We start from the raw sequence: 19,126 nt of genomic DNA, 5'->3' as shown, positions 1-19,126 counted from the left end.
CCGATGGGTGTGCTGGCCGTGGTGGTGAACGTGGACAACCTGCTGGCGAGCCTCGTGTACTCGCTGGTGGGGTTGGCGGTGTTCGTGGCGGGGCTGTACGTGTTCCGGCTCATCATGCCGTTCGACGTGCACAAGGAGATCGAGGTCGATCAGAACACGGCGCTCGGCATCGTGATGGGTTCCTTCATCCTGGGGCTGGCCATCATCGTGGCCGCCGCCATCTCGGGTTGATGAACAAGAAGCTCCTTTTCGTCACCGTGCTCGTCATCGCCACGTGTGGGCTCATCTACGAGCTCATCGTGGGCGCGCTGGCGAGCTATCTGCTCGGCGACTCCATCACCCAGTTCTCCACGGTGATTGGCTGCTACCTGTTCGCCATGGGCATCGGCAGCTGGCTGTCGCGCTTCGTGGAGCGCGGACTGGCGCAGCGCTTCGTGGAGGTGGAGCTGGCCGTGGCGCTCATCGGCGGCTGCTGCGCGCCGCTGCTCTTCCTCACCTTCGCCTTCACGGACGTCTTCCGGGTGGTGCTCTACGGCAGCGTGCTGCTCATCGGCACCCTGGTGGGGCTGGAGATTCCGCTTCTCCTGCGCCTGCTCAAGGACGAGCTCCAATTCAAGGACCTGGTCAGCCAGGTGCTGACGTTCGACTACCTGGGCGCGCTGGCCGCGAGCATCAGCTTTCCGCTGCTGTTCGTGCCGAAGCTGGGCCTGGTGCGCACGTCGCTCCTGTTCGGTCTGCTCAACGCGCTGGTGGGCCTGTGGAGCACGTGGCTGCTCCAGCCGGTGCTGGCCCACCCGAACCGCCTGCGCATCAAGGCGGTGCTGCTCAGCCTCTTCCTCGTGGCGGGCCTGGTGATGGGCGAGCGGCTGAACAACTTCTCCGAGGAGCACCTCTTCTCCGACGAGGTGGTGCACGCGACGAGCTCGCCCTACCAGCGCATCGTGCTCACGCGCGGCAAGCGGGGCTTCTCGCTCTACCTCAATGGCAACCTGCAGTTCGCCAGCGTGGACGAGTACCGCTACCACGAGGCCCTCGTGCATCCGGCCGTCACGCGCGCCGGCAAGCTCGAGCGGGTGCTGGTGCTCGGCGGCGGGGATGGGCTCGCGGCGCGGGAGATCCTCAAGTACCCGGAGGTCAAGCACCTGACGCTCGTGGACCTGGATCCGGCGATGACGGGGCTCGCGCTGCGCTGGAACGAATTGGCGGAGCTCAACGGCCGCGCGCTCGAGGATCCGCGCATGCGTGTGCTCAACACGGACGCGATGCAGTTCCTGCGCGAGGACACGAGCCACTGGGACGTCATCGTGGTGGACTTCCCGGACCCCAACAACTTCGCCCTGGGCAAGCTCTACACCACGGGCTTCTACCGGCTGCTCAAGCGGCGGCTGGCGTCGGACGGCGTGGCCGTCATCCAGAGCACCTCGCCGCTGTACGCCCGGCGCTCCTTCTGGTGCGTGGACACGACGCTCCGGGCGGCGGGCTTCTGGACGCACCCCTACCACGCGCTGGTGCCGTCCTTCGGGGAGTGGGGCTACGTGCTGGTGGCCCACGAGGCCGCGGCTCCCCGCCGTCCCCTGGCCGAGGGCCTGCGCTTCCTGTCCGAGGACACGCTGGACACGCTCTTCCACTTCCCCGCGGACATGAGCCCCCTGCCCGCGGAGGTCAACCGGCTCAACAACCAGGTGCTCGTGCACTACTACGAGGAGGAGTGGCGGCGGTGGAACTGAAGCGGCGCGAGCTCATCGCCGCGTTCCTCGGCTCGGCGGTGGCGACGAGCGCCTGCCGCGATCGGACGCCGCGCGCGCCCGTGCCCGGGGGCGTGGTGGACCGGGTGGTGGACACGGGGCACCGGCTGCGCGGCGCTCCCTTGCCGCGCGCGGCCGAACTCCAGACGGTGGACGTGCTGGTGGTGGGCGCGGGGGCCGCGGGCCTGAGCGCGGCGTGGCGGCTGGCGGCCGCGGGCGTGCGGGACGTGCGCGTGCTGGAGCTGGACACGGAGGCGGGCGGCACGGCGCGCGCGGGGAAGAACGCGGTGTCCGCCTTCCCCTGGGGCGCGCACTACCTGCCCGCGCCGCTGCGGGACACCGGGCCGGTGATGCGGCTGTTGCGCGAGATGGACGCGGTGACGGGCGTGGACGACACGGGCCAGCCCCTCTTCGACGAGGAGCTGCTCGTGCGCGAGCCCGAGGAGCGGCTCTTCTACCGGGGCGAGTGGTACGAGGGCCTGTACCTGCGCGCCGGGGCGAGCGCGGAGGACCTGGCGGAGCTCGCGCGCTTCGAGTCCCGGATGAACGCCTTCGCGGCGGCGCGGGATGCCCGGGGCCGCAAGGCCTTCGCGGTGCCCACGGCGCTCTCCAGCGACGACGCCGAGTGGACGGCCCTGGACGCGCTCACCATGGCCCAGTGGCTCGAGCGCGAGGGCTTCCGCTCGCGGCGGCTGCGCTGGCTCGTGGACTACGCGTGCCGGGACGATTACGGCACCACGGCCGAGGGCGTGTCGGCGTGGGCGGGCATCTGGTACTTCGCCGCGCGGCAGGACGGGCGAGGCGAGCGCAGCGAGGGTTTCCTGAGCTGGCCCGAGGGCAATGGCCGGCTGGTGCGCCAGCTCCTGTCCGCGCTGCCCGCGGGGCAGGTGGAGCCCGGCGTGCTGGTGCACTCCGTGGAGCCGGAGGCGGGCGGCTGCCGGGTGGACGCGCTGGAGGCGGCCACGGGTCGGCCTTGGGCCTGGCGGGCGCGGCAGGTGGTGCTGGCCTGTCCCCGCTTCGTGGCCGCCCACGTGGTGGCTCCCTGGCGGCAGCGGCGTCCCGAGTGGCTGGACGCCTTCCAGTACGGGCCCTGGGTGGTGGCCAACCTCACGTTGTCCGAGGCGCCGAGGTCCCACGGCTTTCCCCTCGCCTGGGACAACGTCCTCTACGAGAGCCGGAGCCTGGGCTACGTGGTGGCCACGCACCAGCTCGCGCGCCAGGACGAGCGCGGCCCCACGGTGCTCACCTGGTACCTGCCCATGGCGGGCCTGGACATGAAGGCCGAGCGCCAGAAGGCCCTGTCCGCGAGCTATGCCGATTGGGAGGGGCTGGTGATGGCGGACCTGCTCCCGGCCCACCGGGGTCTCGCCGCGAGCGCCCAACGCCTGGAGGTCATGCGCTGGGGCCACGCCATGGTGCGGCCCGTCCCGGGCTTCCTCTGGGGCCCCGCGCGCCAGGCCGCGCAGGAGAGCCTGGGCGACGTGCTGCACTTCGCGCACTCGGACCTGGGCGGCCTGGGCCTCTTCGAGGAGGCCAACTGGTTCGGGGTGCGGGCCGCCGAGCGGGCCCTGGCGGGCCTGGGACGCACCGCGCCCAGCTGGCTCTGAGGCAAGCGTCCGGGGACGAACGGATTCCGGACACTCTCCGCGGTGGGGCGCTCCACGTCCGGCGGGGGACTCCCTACCCGTGGAGGACATGACTTCCCGACGCCGTCCGCTCGTTCCGTGTCTCCTCCTCGCGCTCGTGCTCGCCTGGAGCCCCGCCGCCCACGCCTTCTGTCCGACCAACGGGCTGCGCTGCGGCGCCAGTGGCGTGGGCGTCACCCACCAGGACATGACCGAGGAGGCCCTGGAGGAGCTGGGCCAGGAGTTCTTCGGCCTCGCGCCCACTCCGGGCATGAAGGGTGCCGCCGAGCAGGTGTGGAAGGCCAACGCCGAGGTCGACGCGGACCAGGTCAATGGCTTCCTCCACTTCGACGGCGAGAGCTTCGTCGCGGGCAAGCAGCGGCTCGTCGCGCTCTTCGATGGCATCCCGCGCTCGCTCCGCGCCGGGGACGCCGAGGGGGGGCGGCGCCAATTGGGCCAGGCCCTGCACTCGGTACAGGACTTCTACGCCCACTCCAATTGGATCGAGTCGGGCCAAGCCGGCGCGCTCCCGAGCCTCTGGCGTTCCGCGGAGCCCCTGCCGGCGCTGGCCGGGGAGCAGACGCCCACGTGCGCGCCGTGTGAATTCTCCATCGGTCTGGACGGCAACCTGCTCGTCAACTGCGACCGCAACGTGTCCACCTCCGCCCTCACCAGTGGTTACTACGGTGGGGAGAACGAGGTGCCCGCCCATGACGCCAAGTGCCGCCATGGCGGCCCCACCGACACGGGCCCCGGGCCCTTCGGCGGCATCAACAAGGACACCTGGATGCAAGCGCTCTCGCCCCACCACGCGCTGCACGGCGAGGCCGCCGTGTCCGCCCTGGAGGCGAGCAAGCAGTTCATCCGGGACCTGAAGGCCCAGCTCACCGAGTCCCAGCTCAAGCTCCTGTTCGGCGTGGGTCCCACCCTGACGGTGGCCGTCGACACCTCGGCGGGCATGGGCCCCTGGCTCCTTCAGGCCGCGCGCCAGTTGGGCCCGCTGCTCGAGTCCCGGCTCGGCACCGGCGAGGCGCCCACGCGGTATGTCCTCGTGCCCTTCCAGGGACAGGCCCCGGGGGCCACCCGGGTGGCGGACGCACCGCGCGCGTTGCAGGAGGTCTTCTCCACTCCGGGCACCCGCGCGTCGGGGACGTGTTCCGCGCCGTCCCTGGCGGCGGTGCTCCAGGCGCTCGAGGCCTCCTCGGACGCGGGAGAGCTCTTCCTCCTCACCCAGTCACGCGCCTCGGACGAGGGCCTGCTCGCCGCCGTCAGTGGCCTCGCCCGGCGCAAGCACATCCGCGTCCACGCGCTCCTCACGGACACCTGTGGCGCCGCCGCCAGCACGCAGGCCGTGTACCGGCGACTCGCCGAGGAGACCGGCGGTCAGGTGTTCTCGCTCCGGCTCTCCGACGTGGGCGTGCTCACCCGGCTCGTCGACGCCACGGTACGCGCCCGCCCGGTGACCCTGCTGTCCGTCGTGGACGCGGCGGGTGGAAGCCGGACGCTGAACGTCCCCGTGGATCGCTCGATCTCACAGGTGACGTTCTCCCTGAGCGGCGCGAACACCCTGCGCCTGGTCCGTCCCAATGGCGTGTCAGTCACCCCGAGGGATCCGGACGTGCGCGTCGCCCAGGGGGCCTCGGGCGCCGTGGTGACGGTGCTCGCGCCCGCCGCCGGGACCTGGCGGGTGGGCTTCGCTTCCGCCGGGGCGTTCTCCTTCCAGGTGCGCGGGGAGAGCCCGCTGGACGTGGAGCGCTTTGACTTCGTCGAGGCGCTGGGCCGTCCAGGACACCAGGGCTACCTGCCCTCGCTGGCCCTGCCCGGCCCCGTGCCTCGGCTCGCCGCGGCCCAACTGTCCGGGGACGTGGCCTCCGCCCGGTTCGAACTGCGCACGCCCGGGGGCACGCCGCTGCTCCCCCTCGCCCTGGCCCCGGAGGCGGGCGGCTCGTCGCGGGAGTTCTTCGGCCTCGTGCCCCTGTCCACCCAGTCCTTCGTCCTCCAGGCGGAGGGCCGCACCGCCACCGGTGAGACCTGGCAGCGGGTCGTGCCCGGGGTGGTCCGGCCGCGCACGGTGGCGCTGCGGGCGCCGGGGACGCAGCGGCTCGCTCCGGGAGAGCGCGTCTCGGTGCGTGTGCGGGTGGAGAACCTGGGCGCGTCCGACGTCTTCCGGCCCTCGGTCCTCTCGGCCCGGCGCCTGGGTGCCCGCGTCACGCCGGAAGTCCTCTCCCTGGGGCAGGGACAGGAGGGGTTCTTCACGGTGGAGTGGGAGGTGCCCCGGGACGCGACGCCCGGGACAAGCATCACCGTGTCCACGCTCCTGGAGGGGCGCGGAGCCCCGGGTACGGAGAACGTCGTGGACGTGGTGGGGATCGTCTCGCGGCCGTGATAGAGGCCGTGGGCCATGGACCCACGCGTGCGTGCCCTGGGGCAGTGGTTGGTGCTCGGCTCGGTGGTGGGCGTCGTGTGTGGCGCCGCCTCGGCCCTATTCCTCTTCCTGCTGGACGAGGCGACGCACTGGCGCCTCCAGCACGCGTCCGTCGTGTTCCTGCTGCCGGTGGCGGGCCTCGCCATCGGGGCCCTGTACGGCCGGTGGGGCGCTTCCATCCGGGGCGGCAACAACCTGGTGCTCGACACGGTGCACGAGGGCGACGCGCGGCTGCCCCTGCGCATGGCGCCCATGGTGCTGGTGGGCACGGTGCTCACCCACCTCTTCGGCGGCAGCGCGGGCCGCGAGGGCACCGCCGTGCAGATGGGCGCGAGCCTCGCGGATGCCGTGGCCGGGCGCTTGAAGGTGTCTCCCACCACGCGCCGGGAGCTGCTCGCCGCGGGAATCGCGGGGGGTTTTGGTGCCGTGTTCGGCACGCCCATCGCGGGGTGTGTCTTCGGGCTCGAGGTGCTCTGCGTGGGCCGGATGACCTACGAGGCGCTCGTGCCGGCGCTGGTGGCCGCCGTGGTGGGGGACCTCGTCACGCGCGCGCTGGGCATCCACCACTCCGTGTACGCGCTGCCTGAGGCGCTCGCGCTCACGCCCGCCGTCATCGGCAAGTGGCTCGTCTTCGGCGCGGCGGTGGCGCTGGTGGCGGTGGTGTTCGTGGAGGGCGTGCACCGGCTCAAGAAGCGGCTAGAGAAGGTGGTGCCCTCGCTCGCGCTGCGCATGGCGCTCGGCGGCGCGGGCGTGGTGGGCCTGTGGCAGCTCGTGGGCACGAGCGACTACCTGGGCCTGGGCGTGCCGATGATTCAGCGGGCCTTCGTGGACCCGGCCCTGCCGCCCGAGGCCTTCGCGCTCAAGCTGCTCTTCACCGTCGTCACCCTGGGCGCGGGCTTTCTCGGCGGCGAGGTGACGCCCCTGTTCTTCGTGGGCGCGGCGCTCGGCAACGTGCTCGGCAGGTTGCTGGGCCTGCCGCTGGAATTGGCCGCGGGGGTGGGCATGGCCGCGCTCTTCGGGGCCGCCGCCAACACGCCCCTGGCCCTGTCGATCATGGCCGTGGAGCTGCTGGGCGCGAGCGTCTTGCCCCACGTGGTCATCGTCACCGTGGCGGCCTACGTGCTCACCGGCCAGCGCGGCATCTATCCCGCCCAACGCATTGGCCAGCTCAAGCACGGCGGGCCTCTCTTGGACCGGCTCGTGCCCCTGCGCGACGTGGGGGGCTCCCAGGCCCCCTCGGCCAAGCCGCCGCGTCCGCCCTCGTAGCAGACGTCGTTCTCGCCCGGTCTCCAGACAAAGGGGCGAGGGTCGCGCCATTTCACCTGGCGTGCATGGTTGCGGATGTCTTCAGGGGTTGGTCCGGGGAGCCAAATCCTTCCGGAGACCATCGTGAAGCCGTTTGTGCAAACACTCGTGCTGCTGATCCTGAGTTGTGTAGCGGGGGACTTCTTGGGGTCGGGTGTCCGCGAAGCCCGGTTGCGAGACGCAGAAGACTTCTACAAGCGGGGTCGTGCTCTGATGTACGAGGGGCAATATGCGGCGGCCACCGAGCTGGCCGAGCGAGCCTTGATGCTGCGTGAAGCCGAACTTGGCGAGCTGCACAGTGATGTCTCGCATACGTTGGGTTTGCTGGGCAGCCTGTGGTCGCAAAGAGGAGAACTGAGTCGGGCGGAGACGCTCTTCAAGCGAGCGCTCGACATTGACGAGCGGCTGCTGGGTCCTCGCGCCTTCGATACCGCGTCCTCGCTCAACAATCTCGCCATCGTTTACAAGAACCAAGGAAACTATTCCCAGGCGGAGCTCTTGTTCAAGCGGGCCATCGAAAATCAACGCGGTGTTCTGGGCAAGAGTGACATCCGCCTCTCCCCCGCGCTCGGCAATCTCGCTGAACTCTACAAGTATCAAGGCCACTACTCCCAGGCGGAGTCGCTCATGAAGGAGGTGCTCGAACTGCGGCGGAGCCACCTGGGCGAGGAGAATCCGGGCGTGGCCTCCGCCTACTACAACCTGGGGGTACTCCATTACAAACAGTGGAGACTGGCCGAGTCCCGGGAAGCCATCGAACAAGCTCGCGTTTGGCTCGAGCGGCACCCTGGCCAGCACGGGCTTCTCCATGCGAATGTGCTCTATTCGCTGGCTGCGGTCCTCGGTGATCAAGGCGAGGTCCTCGCGGCCGAACGGCTCATGACCCGGGCACTCGAGATGTTCGAGGTGATGTTCGGAGAGAAGCATTCCAATGTAGCGAACGTGCTCGGCGATCTGGCCCTGCTCGCCAGTCGACAGGGAGATCACGCCCGGGCCGAGAGGCTCTTCTCTCAAGCGCTGGAACTCCAGGAGTCACTGCTTGGGTCTATGGACCTCGAGGTCGCGACCACGCTCTTCAATTTCGCGTTCGCCATCGAGCAGTGGAGCCATGCGGATGAATCCCGTTCATCCGATGTGTCCCATCTGGACAGGCTCCTGCCGATGTTGGAGCGGGCTTCCAACATCAGCGAGACGCACCTGCGCCAGGAAGTGCTGAGCCTCTCGGATGGACGCATCAGCGGTGTGATGCGCATTCGGGGGGTCGATGAGGAGCGACTTTACGACTTGATCCTCGAACACGCGGATGACGAGCGGGTGCGTCGACTCGTGCTGACCAGCGCGTTTCTTCGGAAGGGCCGCTCCGGCGAGGAGTTCGCGGATACCTCGCGCATCCTCCACCGGAGTCTTGGCGTGGTTCATCAGGAGTCCCTGTCACGCTTGCGTCGGTTGCGCACCCAGTTGAGCCAGTTGGCGCTCGCGGGTCCTGGAGTGGCCGCGGCGGATGTGTACCCGCGTCGTTTGGAGGATCTCGGCGTGCAGGTGGGCGAACTCGAAGCGGAACTGGCGAAGTACTCCCTGCCTTTTCGCGCACTGTATGCCTATCCTGACCCAGGCCATTTCCTGACGGAGGTGGCGAAGCGCTTGCCCGCGGATGGTGCCATCGTCCAGTACGTCGTCTCCCCGGGGCCGGACCCCGAAGACAGGCGCTACTTCGCGCTGCTGCTGCTTCCCGATGGACGCACGAGGGCCGTGGACCTGGGAAAAGCCGAAGTCATCAATGGAGCTGCCTCACGTTTTCACAAGGCCCTCATGGACAGCGGGACATCGAGTGACTCTCCAGAAGCCAAGGCGCTTTACCGACAGGTGTTCGCTCCGCTCAAGCCGTGGCTCGGCCAGTCACGTCGGCTCTTCATTTCGCCCGAAGGGCAGCTGTCGCTCATTCCATTCGATGCGCTCCATGATGGGCACGACGTCTTGTTGGAGTCCTTCGACATTTCCTACCTTTCCTCGGGAAAGGACGTGTTGTCCTTCCGGTCGGAGGAGCGAGGCTCCCAGGCGCTGGTCATCCTGGCGGCGCCCGACTATGGCTCGGCGAGGGCTCCGACCGCCTCCACTCACGCGGCACGCACGACGCGTGCGGACGCCTCGCCCACATCCGCGAAGCGTATCTGGGACGAGCTTCCCGGAGCGCTTCAGGAGGCCCGCGCCATTCAGGCGTTGTTCGAGACATCGCCCTTCACCCCGCGGCTCTTGTTGGGCAAGGACGCGACCAAGGATGCCCTGCTGGCATTGGCTCGGCCGAGTCTGTTGCACATCGCCACGCATGGTTTTTTCATCCAGGATGCCTCGGCGTCCACCCAGGGAGCGCGCAAGGTCGGGGTCTTCGAGCCACCAGGCGGCATGAACCAGTCCGTGCGATTGGATGACCCCATGCTGCGCTCGGGTCTGGTGTTGGCGAACGCGAACGAGCGTGGAACCGACTCCCGCGTCACCTCCCTGGAATTGGCGGGCATGGACCTGTGGGGCACGCAGCTGGTGGTGCTCTCCGCGTGTGACACGGGTCGCGGCGACATCCGCGTGGGGCAGGGCGTCTACGGCTTGCGGCGGGCGCTGAGCATCGCGGGCGCACAGACGGTCGTGACGAGCCTGTGGAGTGTGCGGGATGACTCCACGGCCGAGTTGATGGAGGCCTACTACGGCCACCTGAAGGCGGGACGCGGTCGGCTCGAGGCCCTGCGCCTCGCGATGAAGGATCTGCGCCGCATTCACCCCGAGCCCTACTTCTGGGCCCCCTTCGTGGGCATGGGCCTGGATGAGCCCCTGATGCTCGGCCCCTAGCCGAATAGGAGAGCGCGCGTTTCTCCGGCGCCGAGAAATCTTCGGATGTTGAACAGAGGCCAGATGGACCCGGGATGGGTTCCTCCTGACTTCGCTTCCGTGGGAGTTTGGGTGTCGGTGGAGGCTCGGTGTGGACTCCGCCCGAACGGGACGCCCATGGAATCGCCACAGGAGGGAGTCGAGCGGATCGGAGCGCTCCCGCGCGTGGAGGCGCGGCTCCAGGACGAGCAGCGCCTGCTCTACGCCTCCGCGCTCGTGTGGCTGTTGTTCTGGGGCCTGGACGTGCTGTGGAGCCTCACGCCCACCTGGGACACCCTCGCGCTGCGCGGAGGCTGGGCCGCGGCCACGGCCCTCGTGGGCGTGTCCCTGAGTCGGGTGGGGCCCGGGTGGCGCGCCGTCCTGCGGACGCTCGTCGCCGTGGTCCTGCCCAACGTCTTCATGGGACTGCTCATCCTGCGGCTGGGGGGCTCGGCGGGCCATCTGTTCAGCTGGCTCGGGGTGATGCCCGCCGTGGCCCTGCTGGTGGGCGGCGGCGTGTGGCACGCCGTGGCGAGCACCGTGTTGTGTCTGCTGATGGCGAGCCTGGTGCTGGGCGCGGAAGGGGCCCCCGCCTCGAAGATCTGGGTGAGCCTGTTGATGCTCGTCTTCCAGACGGTGGGCATCCAGTGCGTCTTCTTCTACCAGCGGCTGCTCCTCGAGCGCGTGAAGAGCGAGGCGGAGAAGCGCCTGGCGGTGCAGGAGCTCAACGCGTCCAACGAGCGGGCCCTCAGGGCCGAGCGGCTCGCGCAGGTGGGGCGGCTCGCGGCGGGCGTGGCCCACGAGGTGCGCAACCCCCTCGCCTACGTCCAGGCCAACCTGCGCTTCCTCCAGGAGGAGTGGGCCCTGGCCTCCGCCGAGGGCGGTGATCCCGAGGTGGTCGAGGCGCTCCAGGAGTCGGCGCAGGGCGTGGAGCGCATCCATCAGATCGTGAAGGATCTGACGGCGCTCTCGCGCGCCGAGGAGCTGGCGGCGCCGGCGGGGCGGTGTGCCCTGGGGCCGGTCATCGACACGAGCGTGCGGTTGGCGAGCGTGCGGCTCAAGTCGCTGGTGACCCTGGCGGTGGACATGCCGGGCGCGGCCGTGGCGCATGCGGAGCCGCGCCGCCTGGGCCAGGTGCTGCTCAACCTCCTGCTCAACGCGGCGGACGCCATCGAGGACGCGAAGGTGCGCGACGGGCGGGTGGCGCTGCGGGTGCGGCAGGACGCGGAGCGGGTGTGGCTGCTGGTGGAGGACAACGGGCCGGGCATCCAGGCCGAGCACCTGTCCAAGCTCTTCACCTCCTTCTTCACCACCAAGGCGCCCGAGAAGGGCACCGGTCTGGGACTCGCCCTGTCCCGGCAGTACGTGGAGTCCTTTGGCGGCACGCTGCGCGCGGAGAACCGCGCCGAGGGCGGCGCCCGCTTCATCGTGGAGCTGCCCGCGGTGTGAGCCCGCTGGTGACTGGGAACTCCGGGTGGTGACGGGCGTCACCAGTCCAGGGCCCCCGTTTCGGAGCGCGGCGCTCCCTGGCGCGGAGGCGCTTCCGAGGGAACGCGCGTCCAGAGGGGCCTGTGGGGACGGCGGTGAGGCCTTGGCATGCCTCCTGCTAAACCCATGGACATGCCACGCAGCGGTGGCCCTGGTCTCCTCCTCTCTTCCGCAGGACTCAACGCCATGTCCATCTCCGCCCTGTCCGCCCGCTCCGCTCCTTCCTTCGCCAACACCTCCGCCGCCTCCAACATCGCGGCGCCGGCCATCGCGTCGAAGATTCCCTCCGAGGTGGCGCCCCAGGGGCTCGAGGGCAAGAAGATGCTGGCGGACTCCTTTGACGGGGCCGACAAGGCCGAGGGCGGCGTCAAGCAACTCCTCCAGAAGCTGGAGGAAGTGACCAAGACGCTCAGCCAGCTCATCGAGACCCTCACCGGCCAGAAGCAGGGCGCCGAGGGCGGCGCGGCTCCGGCGGGCGGCGCGGGCGAGGTCAAGAATCGCTGTGGCGTGGGGGGTGCCGGTGAGGGCGCGGGCGCGGCTCCGGCGGGCGGCGCGGGCGAGGTCAAGAATCGCTGTGGCGTGGGCGGCGCCGGTGGGGGCGCGGACGCGGCTCCGGCGGGCGGCGCGGGTGGCGCGGCTCCGGCGGGTGGCGCGGGTGAGGTCAAGGATCGCTGCGGCGTGGGCGGCGCGGGTCAGGCCGGTGGCGCCAAGGGCGCCGGTGGCGCCGAGCGCGGCCCGGCGGCCATCATCGAGAAGCTGACCAGCGCGCTCAAGGACATCATCGAGAAGCTGGCCAGCGGCGATGCGTCGAAGATCGCCGAGGCGGGCAAGGCCCTGGAGAAGCTCGCCGGCGAGATGGACACGCTCTCGCCCAAGCAGAGCGAGGGTCCCCAGCAGCTCGCGGTGGACCCCTCGGTCCCCACGCTGTGAGGTTTCCCGGGACGCACCGTGCGTCCCTCGCACCCCGGGAGTCCCACCCGATGAGGGGGGGCTCCCGGGGTGTTCGTCTTTCAGGCGCCCGGGCTCAGGGCGAGAAGACGCCCGACAGCGCCGACGCCGTGTAGCGCACGAGCGAGTCGTCGAAGGGGTTGTTCGCGTCCTTGGCGGGCGCGAAGGTGGACACCACCTGGAGGAGGTAGCGCTCGCCCGCGACGAGCAGTCCGGGCGGCAGGCGCACCTGGGTCGCCGAGGTGCTCAGCGTGGCCACGTGCTCGCGGTACGCGTAGGTGCCGAAGAAGACGAAGCGCTGGAGGCGCACCTGGTAGTGGGTGGTCGTGTCGATGGCGTGGGGCGTCCAGCTCACCAGCGGGGTGAAGCCCACGTCCGTGCGTCTGCCGGTGGCGCTCACGCCATTGAGGGCCAGGTTCTGGGCCGGGCCCACGCGGGGCTGGATGGTCAGCGGGCCGGTGGCGGGCAGGGCCTCGCGCACGGCGAGGCTCGTGGTGACGTTCACGGGCGACGTGGTTCCCCCACCCGGCAGCTCGAGCGTGTAGGCCACCCGCGCGCCCACCAGCGTGTAGGCGAAGGGCGTCCAGGTGCTCGGGTAGGGGTTGCCGTACTGGAAGTGGGCGGTGAAGTCGCCGCGTCGCGACGGAGTCTCGGCGCTGGCGATGTCCGGCCAGCCCGTGTTGGCGATGCCGGTGTCATGCGCATCCGCCTGGAGCCCGAGGGTGGCGACCTGGCCCGACAGCGTCGCGCTGGGATGGGCGGCGAGCGCCAGGGGCTCGAAGAGGGACGCCCGGAAGATCAGGTCCCGCTCGATGAGGGGCAGCGGGACGAGGGTGCCCTGGACCTGGAGCGGCGCCCCGGGCGCGCGCACCGGCCCTTGCACCCGCGTGGAGCGGCGCAGCTCCTGGTAGAGCAGGCCCGTGCCCGGCTCGGTGCGCGCCACGAGCTGGTCGAGGTACAGCGTGTCCCGGGCATCGAAGCGGGGCGGCCGGAGGCCGCAGGACTCCATGAAGGTGGGGAAGTCGGCGCCGCCCGAGAAGGTGGTGGCGCCCTCGGCCGGCCAGCCGAAGTCCTCGAACGAGCAGGCCTGGAGGCCCGCGAAGCCCACGCCCGCGCCCGGCGCGTACAGCCGCAGATCGTCCCCCGGCCTCCAGGGCGACAGCCCGGCCAGCTCGAGCGTGATGGGGAAGGGCTCCTCCTCGAGCGTCAGGTCCGCCCGGCCCAGCTTGGGCTCGCTGAAGTCCAGCCGCCGCTGATCGGTCCAGAGGTACTGGTCGCCGAAGCGCACCAGGAAGAAGCCACCGGGCACCTGGGGGATGGAGAAGGTGCCGTCGCTCGCGCCCTGGCCCGCGCTCCAGGTGTAGCCGGTGCCGTCCGGGGTGGGCACCCACGCGCCGATTTCCCGGGTGGACAGGTCGTCGGCCACGCGCGTGGCGGGGCCATTGCCATGCACATGGCGCCAGTCGCGCTTGCCCCGCACCGTGGCGTCCACGTGCAGCCACAGCGTGCCCGCGTGGTGGCCGCCCCGGGTGTCCTGGACCGCCAGGGAGATGGGGCAGCGGCCGCTCGCGGGCAGCTCGTGCAGGGTGAACGTGGCGCTCGTGGCCGTGGTGTCATTGAAGACGCCCTGACAACCGGAGGTCCAGGTGCCGACCAGCATGTCCCCGTCCGCGTCGGTGACGGTGGCGGACAGGCGCGTGGTGGTGCCGGGCCGCAGCAGGGACGGGGTGCCATTCATGGCCTGGATGGAAGGCCAGTGGTTGATGCGCGCGGACACCGAGGTCTCGGCGCCACTGCCGGGCCGCGCCACGCTCACCTCCAGGCTCAAGGTGGCGCTGGCGCCCTTGGAGTCCGTCACCGTGAACGTGAGTGACTGGGGGCCCTCGGTGGTGGGCGCCTTCCAGGTGGACGTGAGGGCCTGGGGCGAGCCGAAGGTGCCGGCGCCCGCCGTCCAGGCGTAGCGCAGCGTGTCGCCCGCGTTGGCGTCCGAGACCTGCGCCGTCACCGTCAGCAGGCCCTCCGGGGCCACGGGATTGGCGGACAGCACCAGGGAGGTGATGCGCGGCGCCTCGTTCTCGAAGGGCGCCTCCGGGGACGCGCGCTGCATCAGGATGACGACGTTGGGCGTCGTGCCCGGCTCGAGGGTGAGCGGCCCCACCGCGCCCGTGTAGAGCGTCGTGCCCGCCGCGTCCTGGGCGGTGGCCCGGAAGAGCCGGTCCTGGCCATGGGGCACGCTGGCGATGCGCCCTCGCCAACTGTCACCCGCCTGGGCGAGCTCGGTGGTGATGACCGGCGAGATGCCGGGCCCGGAGACCTCGACCCGCACGCGCGTGATGCCCGCGTCGGTGAGCTCCTGGGACACATGGACCTGGATGTCGGCGCTCGTGGTCCCGGGCGGACCCTCGCAGCCCGCGATGAGACCCACGGCCAGCAGGAGCGCCAGGGACACGGCGCGCCCGCTTCCATTCAACGAACACATGCTGGTGGTTTCCCCCTGAAAGAAGGCGTTTGTCGTACGCCGTCCGGACGCGGGGACGCAAGGGGGCCCGGGTGGGCGGGCTCAGAGCGGCGGCGCCTGGGTGACCGCGGGCGGCGGCACGGCGGGCCAGGCCAGGGGGCGCGCCACGTGCTCGGCGGACACCCGCAGGCTCACGGGGTCCACCCAGGCCCCCGCGTGCTTCACCTGGTAGTGCAGGTGGGGCCCGGTGACGCGCCCCGTCTCGCCCGAGAGCGCCACGCGCTCGCCCGCGCTCACCTTCTGGCCCCGCTTCACCTCGATGAGCGACAGGTGGCAGTAGACCGTGTGCACGCCGGCCTCGTGGCGCAGCTCCAGGAACTGGCCATTCACGGGGCCCTCGCGCACGCCCACCACCACGCCATCCGCGGGGGCGCGCACGGCGGTGCCCGTGGGCACGCCGATGTCCACGCCCCGGTGCTCCGACAGCTTCCCGATGAGGGGGTGCACCCGCGGGCCGAAGCGGGACGTGAGCCGCCAGCCCCGCTCGACCGGCCACGCCAGCCCATAGAGCACCGACAGCTCCCGTGCCTCGCGCACGAACCGCAGGAGGCCGCGCTCGCGGCGCGTCAGCCGGTTCGCGAGCGCCTCCAGGCCGAAGCGCTCGGGCGGCAGTCGCGAGCGCTGGCGCGCCCGGTCCACGGGCTCCGGTCCCAGGAAGAACGCCGCGAGCGCCAGGTCCCGACCGCCCTGGGTGTCATACAGGCCGCGCAGCGTGGCCAGCACGTCCACGGACTCCGGGGACAGGGGCGTCGCGGCGGGAAGGGTCGTCGGTCCTGGCGCGGGCGGGGGCTCGACGGTGATGGGCGCGAGCCAGCGCGACAGGACGCGGCCCCGCTCGGGCTCGGGCAGCTTCAGGAGCACGGCGCGCACGGCCTCCGCCGCCGCCTGCGTGCCGTCGAGATCCGCCTCCACCGCGAAGGGGGGCCGGAAGAACCAGGACGACGCCTCGGGCCGCGACGCGGGCCGCTCGGAGGGCAGGGGACGTGACGAGCCGGGCTGACAGGCGGCGAGCGACGCCACCAGCGCCAGCCAGGGGGTGAGGGAAAAAGGGCGGGAAATCAGCAAGGCGAGCGGTAACACGCGATCGGGGCGGGCATTCAGACGCCGCCATCGCCCGCCCGCCGGGCCGCTGGGGTGTCAGGCCGCCTCGCGCGCGAGCAGCCGCTCCAGGCTCCGGGTGTGGGCGCGCGTGAAGAAGGTCAGCGCCAGCACCGCGCCGCACAGACACAGGAACATGTCCCACTGCGCGTCCCAGATGTCGCCCTGGGTGCCGAGGAACGCGTCCCCGCCGGCGGGGTCCAACAGCAGGGCGGCCCACCACTCGAACAGCTCGTAGCTGGCGCCGATGGCCAGACACACCGCGCCGGTGAGGAAGCTCACCCACCCGCCCGGGCGCAGCGGCGTGCGGCGCAGCAGCACCTCGCGGACGATGAAGGCCGGGAAGAAGCCCTGGGCCAGGTGCCCCAGCCGGTCATACGGGTTGCGCGTCAGGTGGAAGGTGTCGCGGGCCCAGTGGCCCAGGGGCGTGAGGGCATAGGTGTAGTAGGCCCCGTAGGTGAGCACCAGCACGTGCAGGAAGACGCACACGTAGACCCAGCGCGACAGGGGGAAGCGGCGGAAGGTGCCCGCCAGCACCGCGATGCCGATGAGCCCCGGGCCCGTCTCCAGCACCCAGTTGAGCCGGCCCGCGGGCGTGAAGACGCAGGTCGCGAGCAGGACGGGCGCGAGCACCGCCAGCAGGAGCAAGGGCGTGCGCGCCTCGCGGGCGCCCCCGTGCACGGCGGGAAGGGTCTCGCCGGGGAGGGAGACGTCGCTCACAGGTTGAAGCCCACGTTGCCGATGGAGATGCTGGGGCCGAAGATGAAGGACCACTTGCTCGCGGGCACGCGCAGGTCCGTGGTCGCGGGATCCTCGCCCGCGCGCAGGTCGCGGGTGATGTCGCCGCGGAACTCGCGGGCGATCCACGCCTGCACGCCAATGGCCGCGCCCGTGCCCACCGGGATGCGCAGGCCCAGGCCGCCCACGAGCGCCAGGGTGGGCGGAAAGCGCGTGTTGGTGGCCTGGGGGATGAGCCCCATGCCCATGAGCCCCACCTCGATGCCGATGAGCCGCTCCTGGCCCTCCTGGTTGAGCAGCACCAGGCGCGAGAGCACGCCGAAGTTGAGCGTGAGCTGGCCGCTCGGGGTGGTGGCCCGGTAGAGCCCCGCGGGCACCGCGCCCGTGGCGTACAGCCGCAGGAAGCCGCCCTCCACGATGGCCGTCCACTGCGCCGAGGGCAGGCCCGTGCGCTCCGTGGTGCTCAGCGCGTAGCGCGACTCGTCGGCCACGTGCGACACCTGCACGAGGATGCGATCGAACTGGGCCAGGTTGCCCTGGATGGGCAGCACCCGCTGCTCTCCTCCGGGCCGCAGGAGCATGCGCTGCTCCAGCTGGCTCTCGCCCCGGGCGGACCCGTCCTGGCTCGTGACGGCGATGCGCAGGACGATCTCCTGGACGCCCTCCTCGGGGGTGAGCCGCTCGCGGTGGATGATGACCCGGCAGGTGTTGCGGCTGACGTAGGGGATGCGGAAGGGGGGGCTGCTCGGCTCGATGACCTTGTCCAGGCCCTTGCCGTCCGCGCACACGAACTCGAGCAGGTTGCCGACGTTGGCCGGGACGCTCGCCTCGCGCACCGCGCGCTGCACGCGCTCGTCCACGAGCGCCAGGTCCGTGCTGGCCAGCTCTCCGGGCAGCGACGGCACCCGGTAGCCGAAGCGCAGCGCCACGAAGCCGCCCGCGGTCGTGTCGCCGAGCACCTGGGTGGCGGCCGGGTCCTGCGTGCTCACGCGGTAGGCGCCCTCCAGCGCGTGCACGACGAAGCGGCCCAGCTCGCCGCCTCCGGCCACCCGCACGAGCGCCGGGCGGTTGATGGGGATGAAGTCGATGGGGCCGTGCTGGGGCAGCTCCAGCGTGGCGCGCGGGAAGGGCAGGGGCAGGGTCTTCGCCGTCGTCGACGCCACGACCGTGCGGCCCACGGGCTCGTTGGTGGCGGTGACGTTGACCTGCTGGCCCGACACGCCCTGGGTCTTGAGCAGCACGTAGACGCCGTCGGTGACCTTCACCACCTGCCCCACGCCCGCGCGGTCTCCATTGACGCGCCAGCGCAGGTCGCGCGGCTCGTAGCCGCACGCGGGGTCCATGCGCACGACGATCGCCGAGGCCTCCGCGTCCCGCACGGCCGTGCCGTCCACCACGGACAGCGGGCAGGACAGGATGGGCAGCGCCTGCGTGACCGTGGTCTCCAGGACCTCCCCCCGGGCGAACACCACCCGGGGCGCCAGGCGCATGCGCAGGTTGACGGTGTCCACGCCCGACACGTCGCGGATGGCCACGCCCCCCTCGTTCGTCTCGCAGCGCGCGGGCGTGCAGTCCACGGAGGCGATGGACTCGGGGTGGGTGAGCGTCACCTGGCCCGGTCCCTTGGCCAGGTCCACGCCATTGTTCTTCACCAGCGGCCGCGTGAGCACGGTGCGGCCCGGGCGCACGACGAAGCTCTCGGCGTCCACCAGGGTGCCGTTGGCGTCGTAGGTCGTCACGTCGGGGCCGCGCCGGCCCTGGGGCGGCACCCAGTAGAGCTGCGCGTCCGAGGGCAGCCCGGAGTGCAAGGGCACGACACACTCGGACTGCTTGCCGGTGGAGGTGGGGTTGAGGCAGACGTCCTGTCCCGAGGCGGGCGGCTCCGACGACGAGCGCGCGGGCGCGGACCAGGCCACGGCGACGTCCTGGAGCCGCTGGCCCTTGAGCTCCAGGCGGCCCTCGTCCGGAAAGAAGCTGCTCGCCGCGGCGTCGAGGTTCGGGAAGGCCCCGGTGGCGATGACGGTCACCGTCTCCTGGCTGGTCGCGCACTGGGCGGCGTCCTCGGACACCTTGAGGTCCAACGTGCGCGCCAGGTTCTCCGTGTCCGCGGTGGGCGGGCGCAGGGAGCGCCCGTCGGCGGACAGGGTCCAGCCCCCGGTCACCGGGCCGCAGACCACGCCCTTGGACACCACGGGGATGGCGCGCCCGCCCAGGGGCACCTGTTTGACGGGCGCCGCGATCGCTGGAGCACCGAGGATCACGATCAGCAGCAGGGAGGCCACGAGGCCAGGGGCCGGGCGGCGCGCGAGAATCGAGCCAGCGGAAACCATGCGCTCTTTCTCTTAGCCGAATCCGACTCGTGACGGCATGGCCCGGCTGG

General features: G+C 71.3%; 12 protein-coding genes. 8 read left to right on the top strand and 4 right to left on the bottom strand.

Annotated features, from left to right (window positions below):
• Positions 1-3 precede the first annotated feature (3 nt).
• The 8 genes from I3V78_RS35470 (at position 4) to I3V78_RS35435 (ending at position 12,374) form a co-directional block, all read left to right on the top strand.
• Positions 4-231, top strand: coding sequence for a DUF350 domain-containing protein (locus I3V78_RS35470; RefSeq protein WP_204496913.1), 228 nt, complete (start codon positions 4-6; stop codon positions 229-231).
• Positions 231-1,727: a polyamine aminopropyltransferase gene (locus I3V78_RS35465; RefSeq protein ID WP_204494884.1), complete on the top strand. Its 1,497-nt coding sequence runs from the start codon at positions 231-233 to the stop codon at positions 1,725-1,727. Before I3V78_RS35470 ends, I3V78_RS35465 begins: the two co-directional genes overlap by 1 nt.
• A complete protein-coding gene (locus tag I3V78_RS35460) occupies positions 1,718-3,352 on the top strand; it encodes an FAD-dependent oxidoreductase (protein WP_204494883.1) in 1,635 nt (544 codons plus the stop codon). Before I3V78_RS35465 ends, I3V78_RS35460 begins: the two co-directional genes overlap by 10 nt.
• Positions 3,353-3,440: 88 nt before the next feature.
• The gene (locus I3V78_RS35455; protein WP_204494882.1) at positions 3,441-5,756 is read left to right on the top strand and encodes a vWA domain-containing protein; all 2,316 of its coding nucleotides are present in this window, start codon (positions 3,441-3,443) and stop codon (positions 5,754-5,756) included.
• A gap of 15 nt (positions 5,757-5,771) precedes the next feature.
• A complete protein-coding gene (locus I3V78_RS35450) occupies positions 5,772-7,061 on the top strand; it encodes a chloride channel protein (protein ID WP_204494881.1) in 1,290 nt (429 codons plus the stop codon).
• Positions 7,062-7,184: 123 nt separating this feature from the next.
• Positions 7,185-9,938, top strand: a complete 2,754-nt coding sequence (locus I3V78_RS35445) for a CHAT domain-containing protein (protein ID WP_204494879.1) — start codon at positions 7,185-7,187, stop codon at positions 9,936-9,938.
• A gap of 156 nt (positions 9,939-10,094) precedes the next feature.
• A complete protein-coding gene (locus tag I3V78_RS35440; protein ID WP_204494878.1) occupies positions 10,095-11,405 on the top strand; it encodes a sensor histidine kinase in 1,311 nt (436 codons plus the stop codon).
• A 225-nt stretch (positions 11,406-11,630) separates the two neighbouring features.
• Complete coding sequence (locus tag I3V78_RS35435) at positions 11,631-12,374, top strand: hypothetical protein (protein WP_204494877.1); 744 nt, start codon at positions 11,631-11,633, stop codon at positions 12,372-12,374.
• Between the two features lie 94 nt (positions 12,375-12,468).
• Here the strand turns inward: I3V78_RS35435 and I3V78_RS35430 are convergent, their stop codons facing one another.
• From I3V78_RS35430 to I3V78_RS35415, 4 genes are all read right to left on the bottom strand, one after another.
• Complete coding sequence (locus tag I3V78_RS35430) at positions 12,469-14,871, bottom strand: Ig-like domain-containing protein (protein WP_204494876.1); 2,403 nt, start codon at positions 14,869-14,871, stop codon at positions 12,469-12,471.
• Positions 14,872-14,952: 81 nt separating this feature from the next.
• Complete coding sequence (locus I3V78_RS35425; RefSeq protein WP_204494874.1) at positions 14,953-15,975, bottom strand: M23 family metallopeptidase; 1,023 nt, start codon at positions 15,973-15,975, stop codon at positions 14,953-14,955.
• A gap of 72 nt (positions 15,976-16,047) precedes the next feature.
• Entirely contained in the window at positions 16,048-16,728 is a 681-nt protein-coding gene (locus I3V78_RS35420) for a DUF2238 domain-containing protein (RefSeq protein ID WP_204494873.1), read from the bottom strand.
• The gene (locus I3V78_RS35415; RefSeq protein WP_239576893.1) at positions 16,725-19,076 is read right to left on the bottom strand and encodes a hypothetical protein; all 2,352 of its coding nucleotides are present in this window, start codon (positions 19,074-19,076) and stop codon (positions 16,725-16,727) included. The genes I3V78_RS35420 and I3V78_RS35415 overlap by 4 nt, the downstream gene beginning before the upstream one ends.
• Positions 19,077-19,126: the final 50 nt, after the last annotated feature.

The organism is Archangium primigenium, assembly GCF_016904885.1.
In the GTDB taxonomy this organism is placed as follows: Bacteria; Myxococcota; Myxococcia; order Myxococcales; family Myxococcaceae; genus Cystobacter; species Cystobacter primigenius.
Note: the sequence above shows the minus strand (reverse complement) of the source record. Positions and strands in the feature narration are given on the sequence as shown.

Coding starts and splice junctions, on each gene's coding strand:
- I3V78_RS35470 (WP_204496913.1), top strand. CDS start 4: ATGGGTGTGCTGGCCGTGGTGGTGAACGTGGACAACCTGCTGGCGAGC.
- I3V78_RS35465 (WP_204494884.1), top strand. CDS start 231: ATGAACAAGAAGCTCCTTTTCGTCACCGTGCTCGTCATCGCCACGTGT.
- I3V78_RS35455 (WP_204494882.1), top strand. CDS start 3,441: ATGACTTCCCGACGCCGTCCGCTCGTTCCGTGTCTCCTCCTCGCGCTC.
- I3V78_RS35450 (WP_204494881.1), top strand. CDS start 5,772: ATGGACCCACGCGTGCGTGCCCTGGGGCAGTGGTTGGTGCTCGGCTCG.
- I3V78_RS35440 (WP_204494878.1), top strand. CDS start 10,095: ATGGAATCGCCACAGGAGGGAGTCGAGCGGATCGGAGCGCTCCCGCGC.
- I3V78_RS35435 (WP_204494877.1), top strand. CDS start 11,631: ATGTCCATCTCCGCCCTGTCCGCCCGCTCCGCTCCTTCCTTCGCCAAC.
- I3V78_RS35430 (WP_204494876.1), bottom strand. CDS start 14,871: ATGTGTTCGTTGAATGGAAGCGGGCGCGCCGTGTCCCTGGCGCTCCTG.
- I3V78_RS35415 (WP_239576893.1), bottom strand. CDS start 19,076: ATGGTTTCCGCTGGCTCGATTCTCGCGCGCCGCCCGGCCCCTGGCCTC.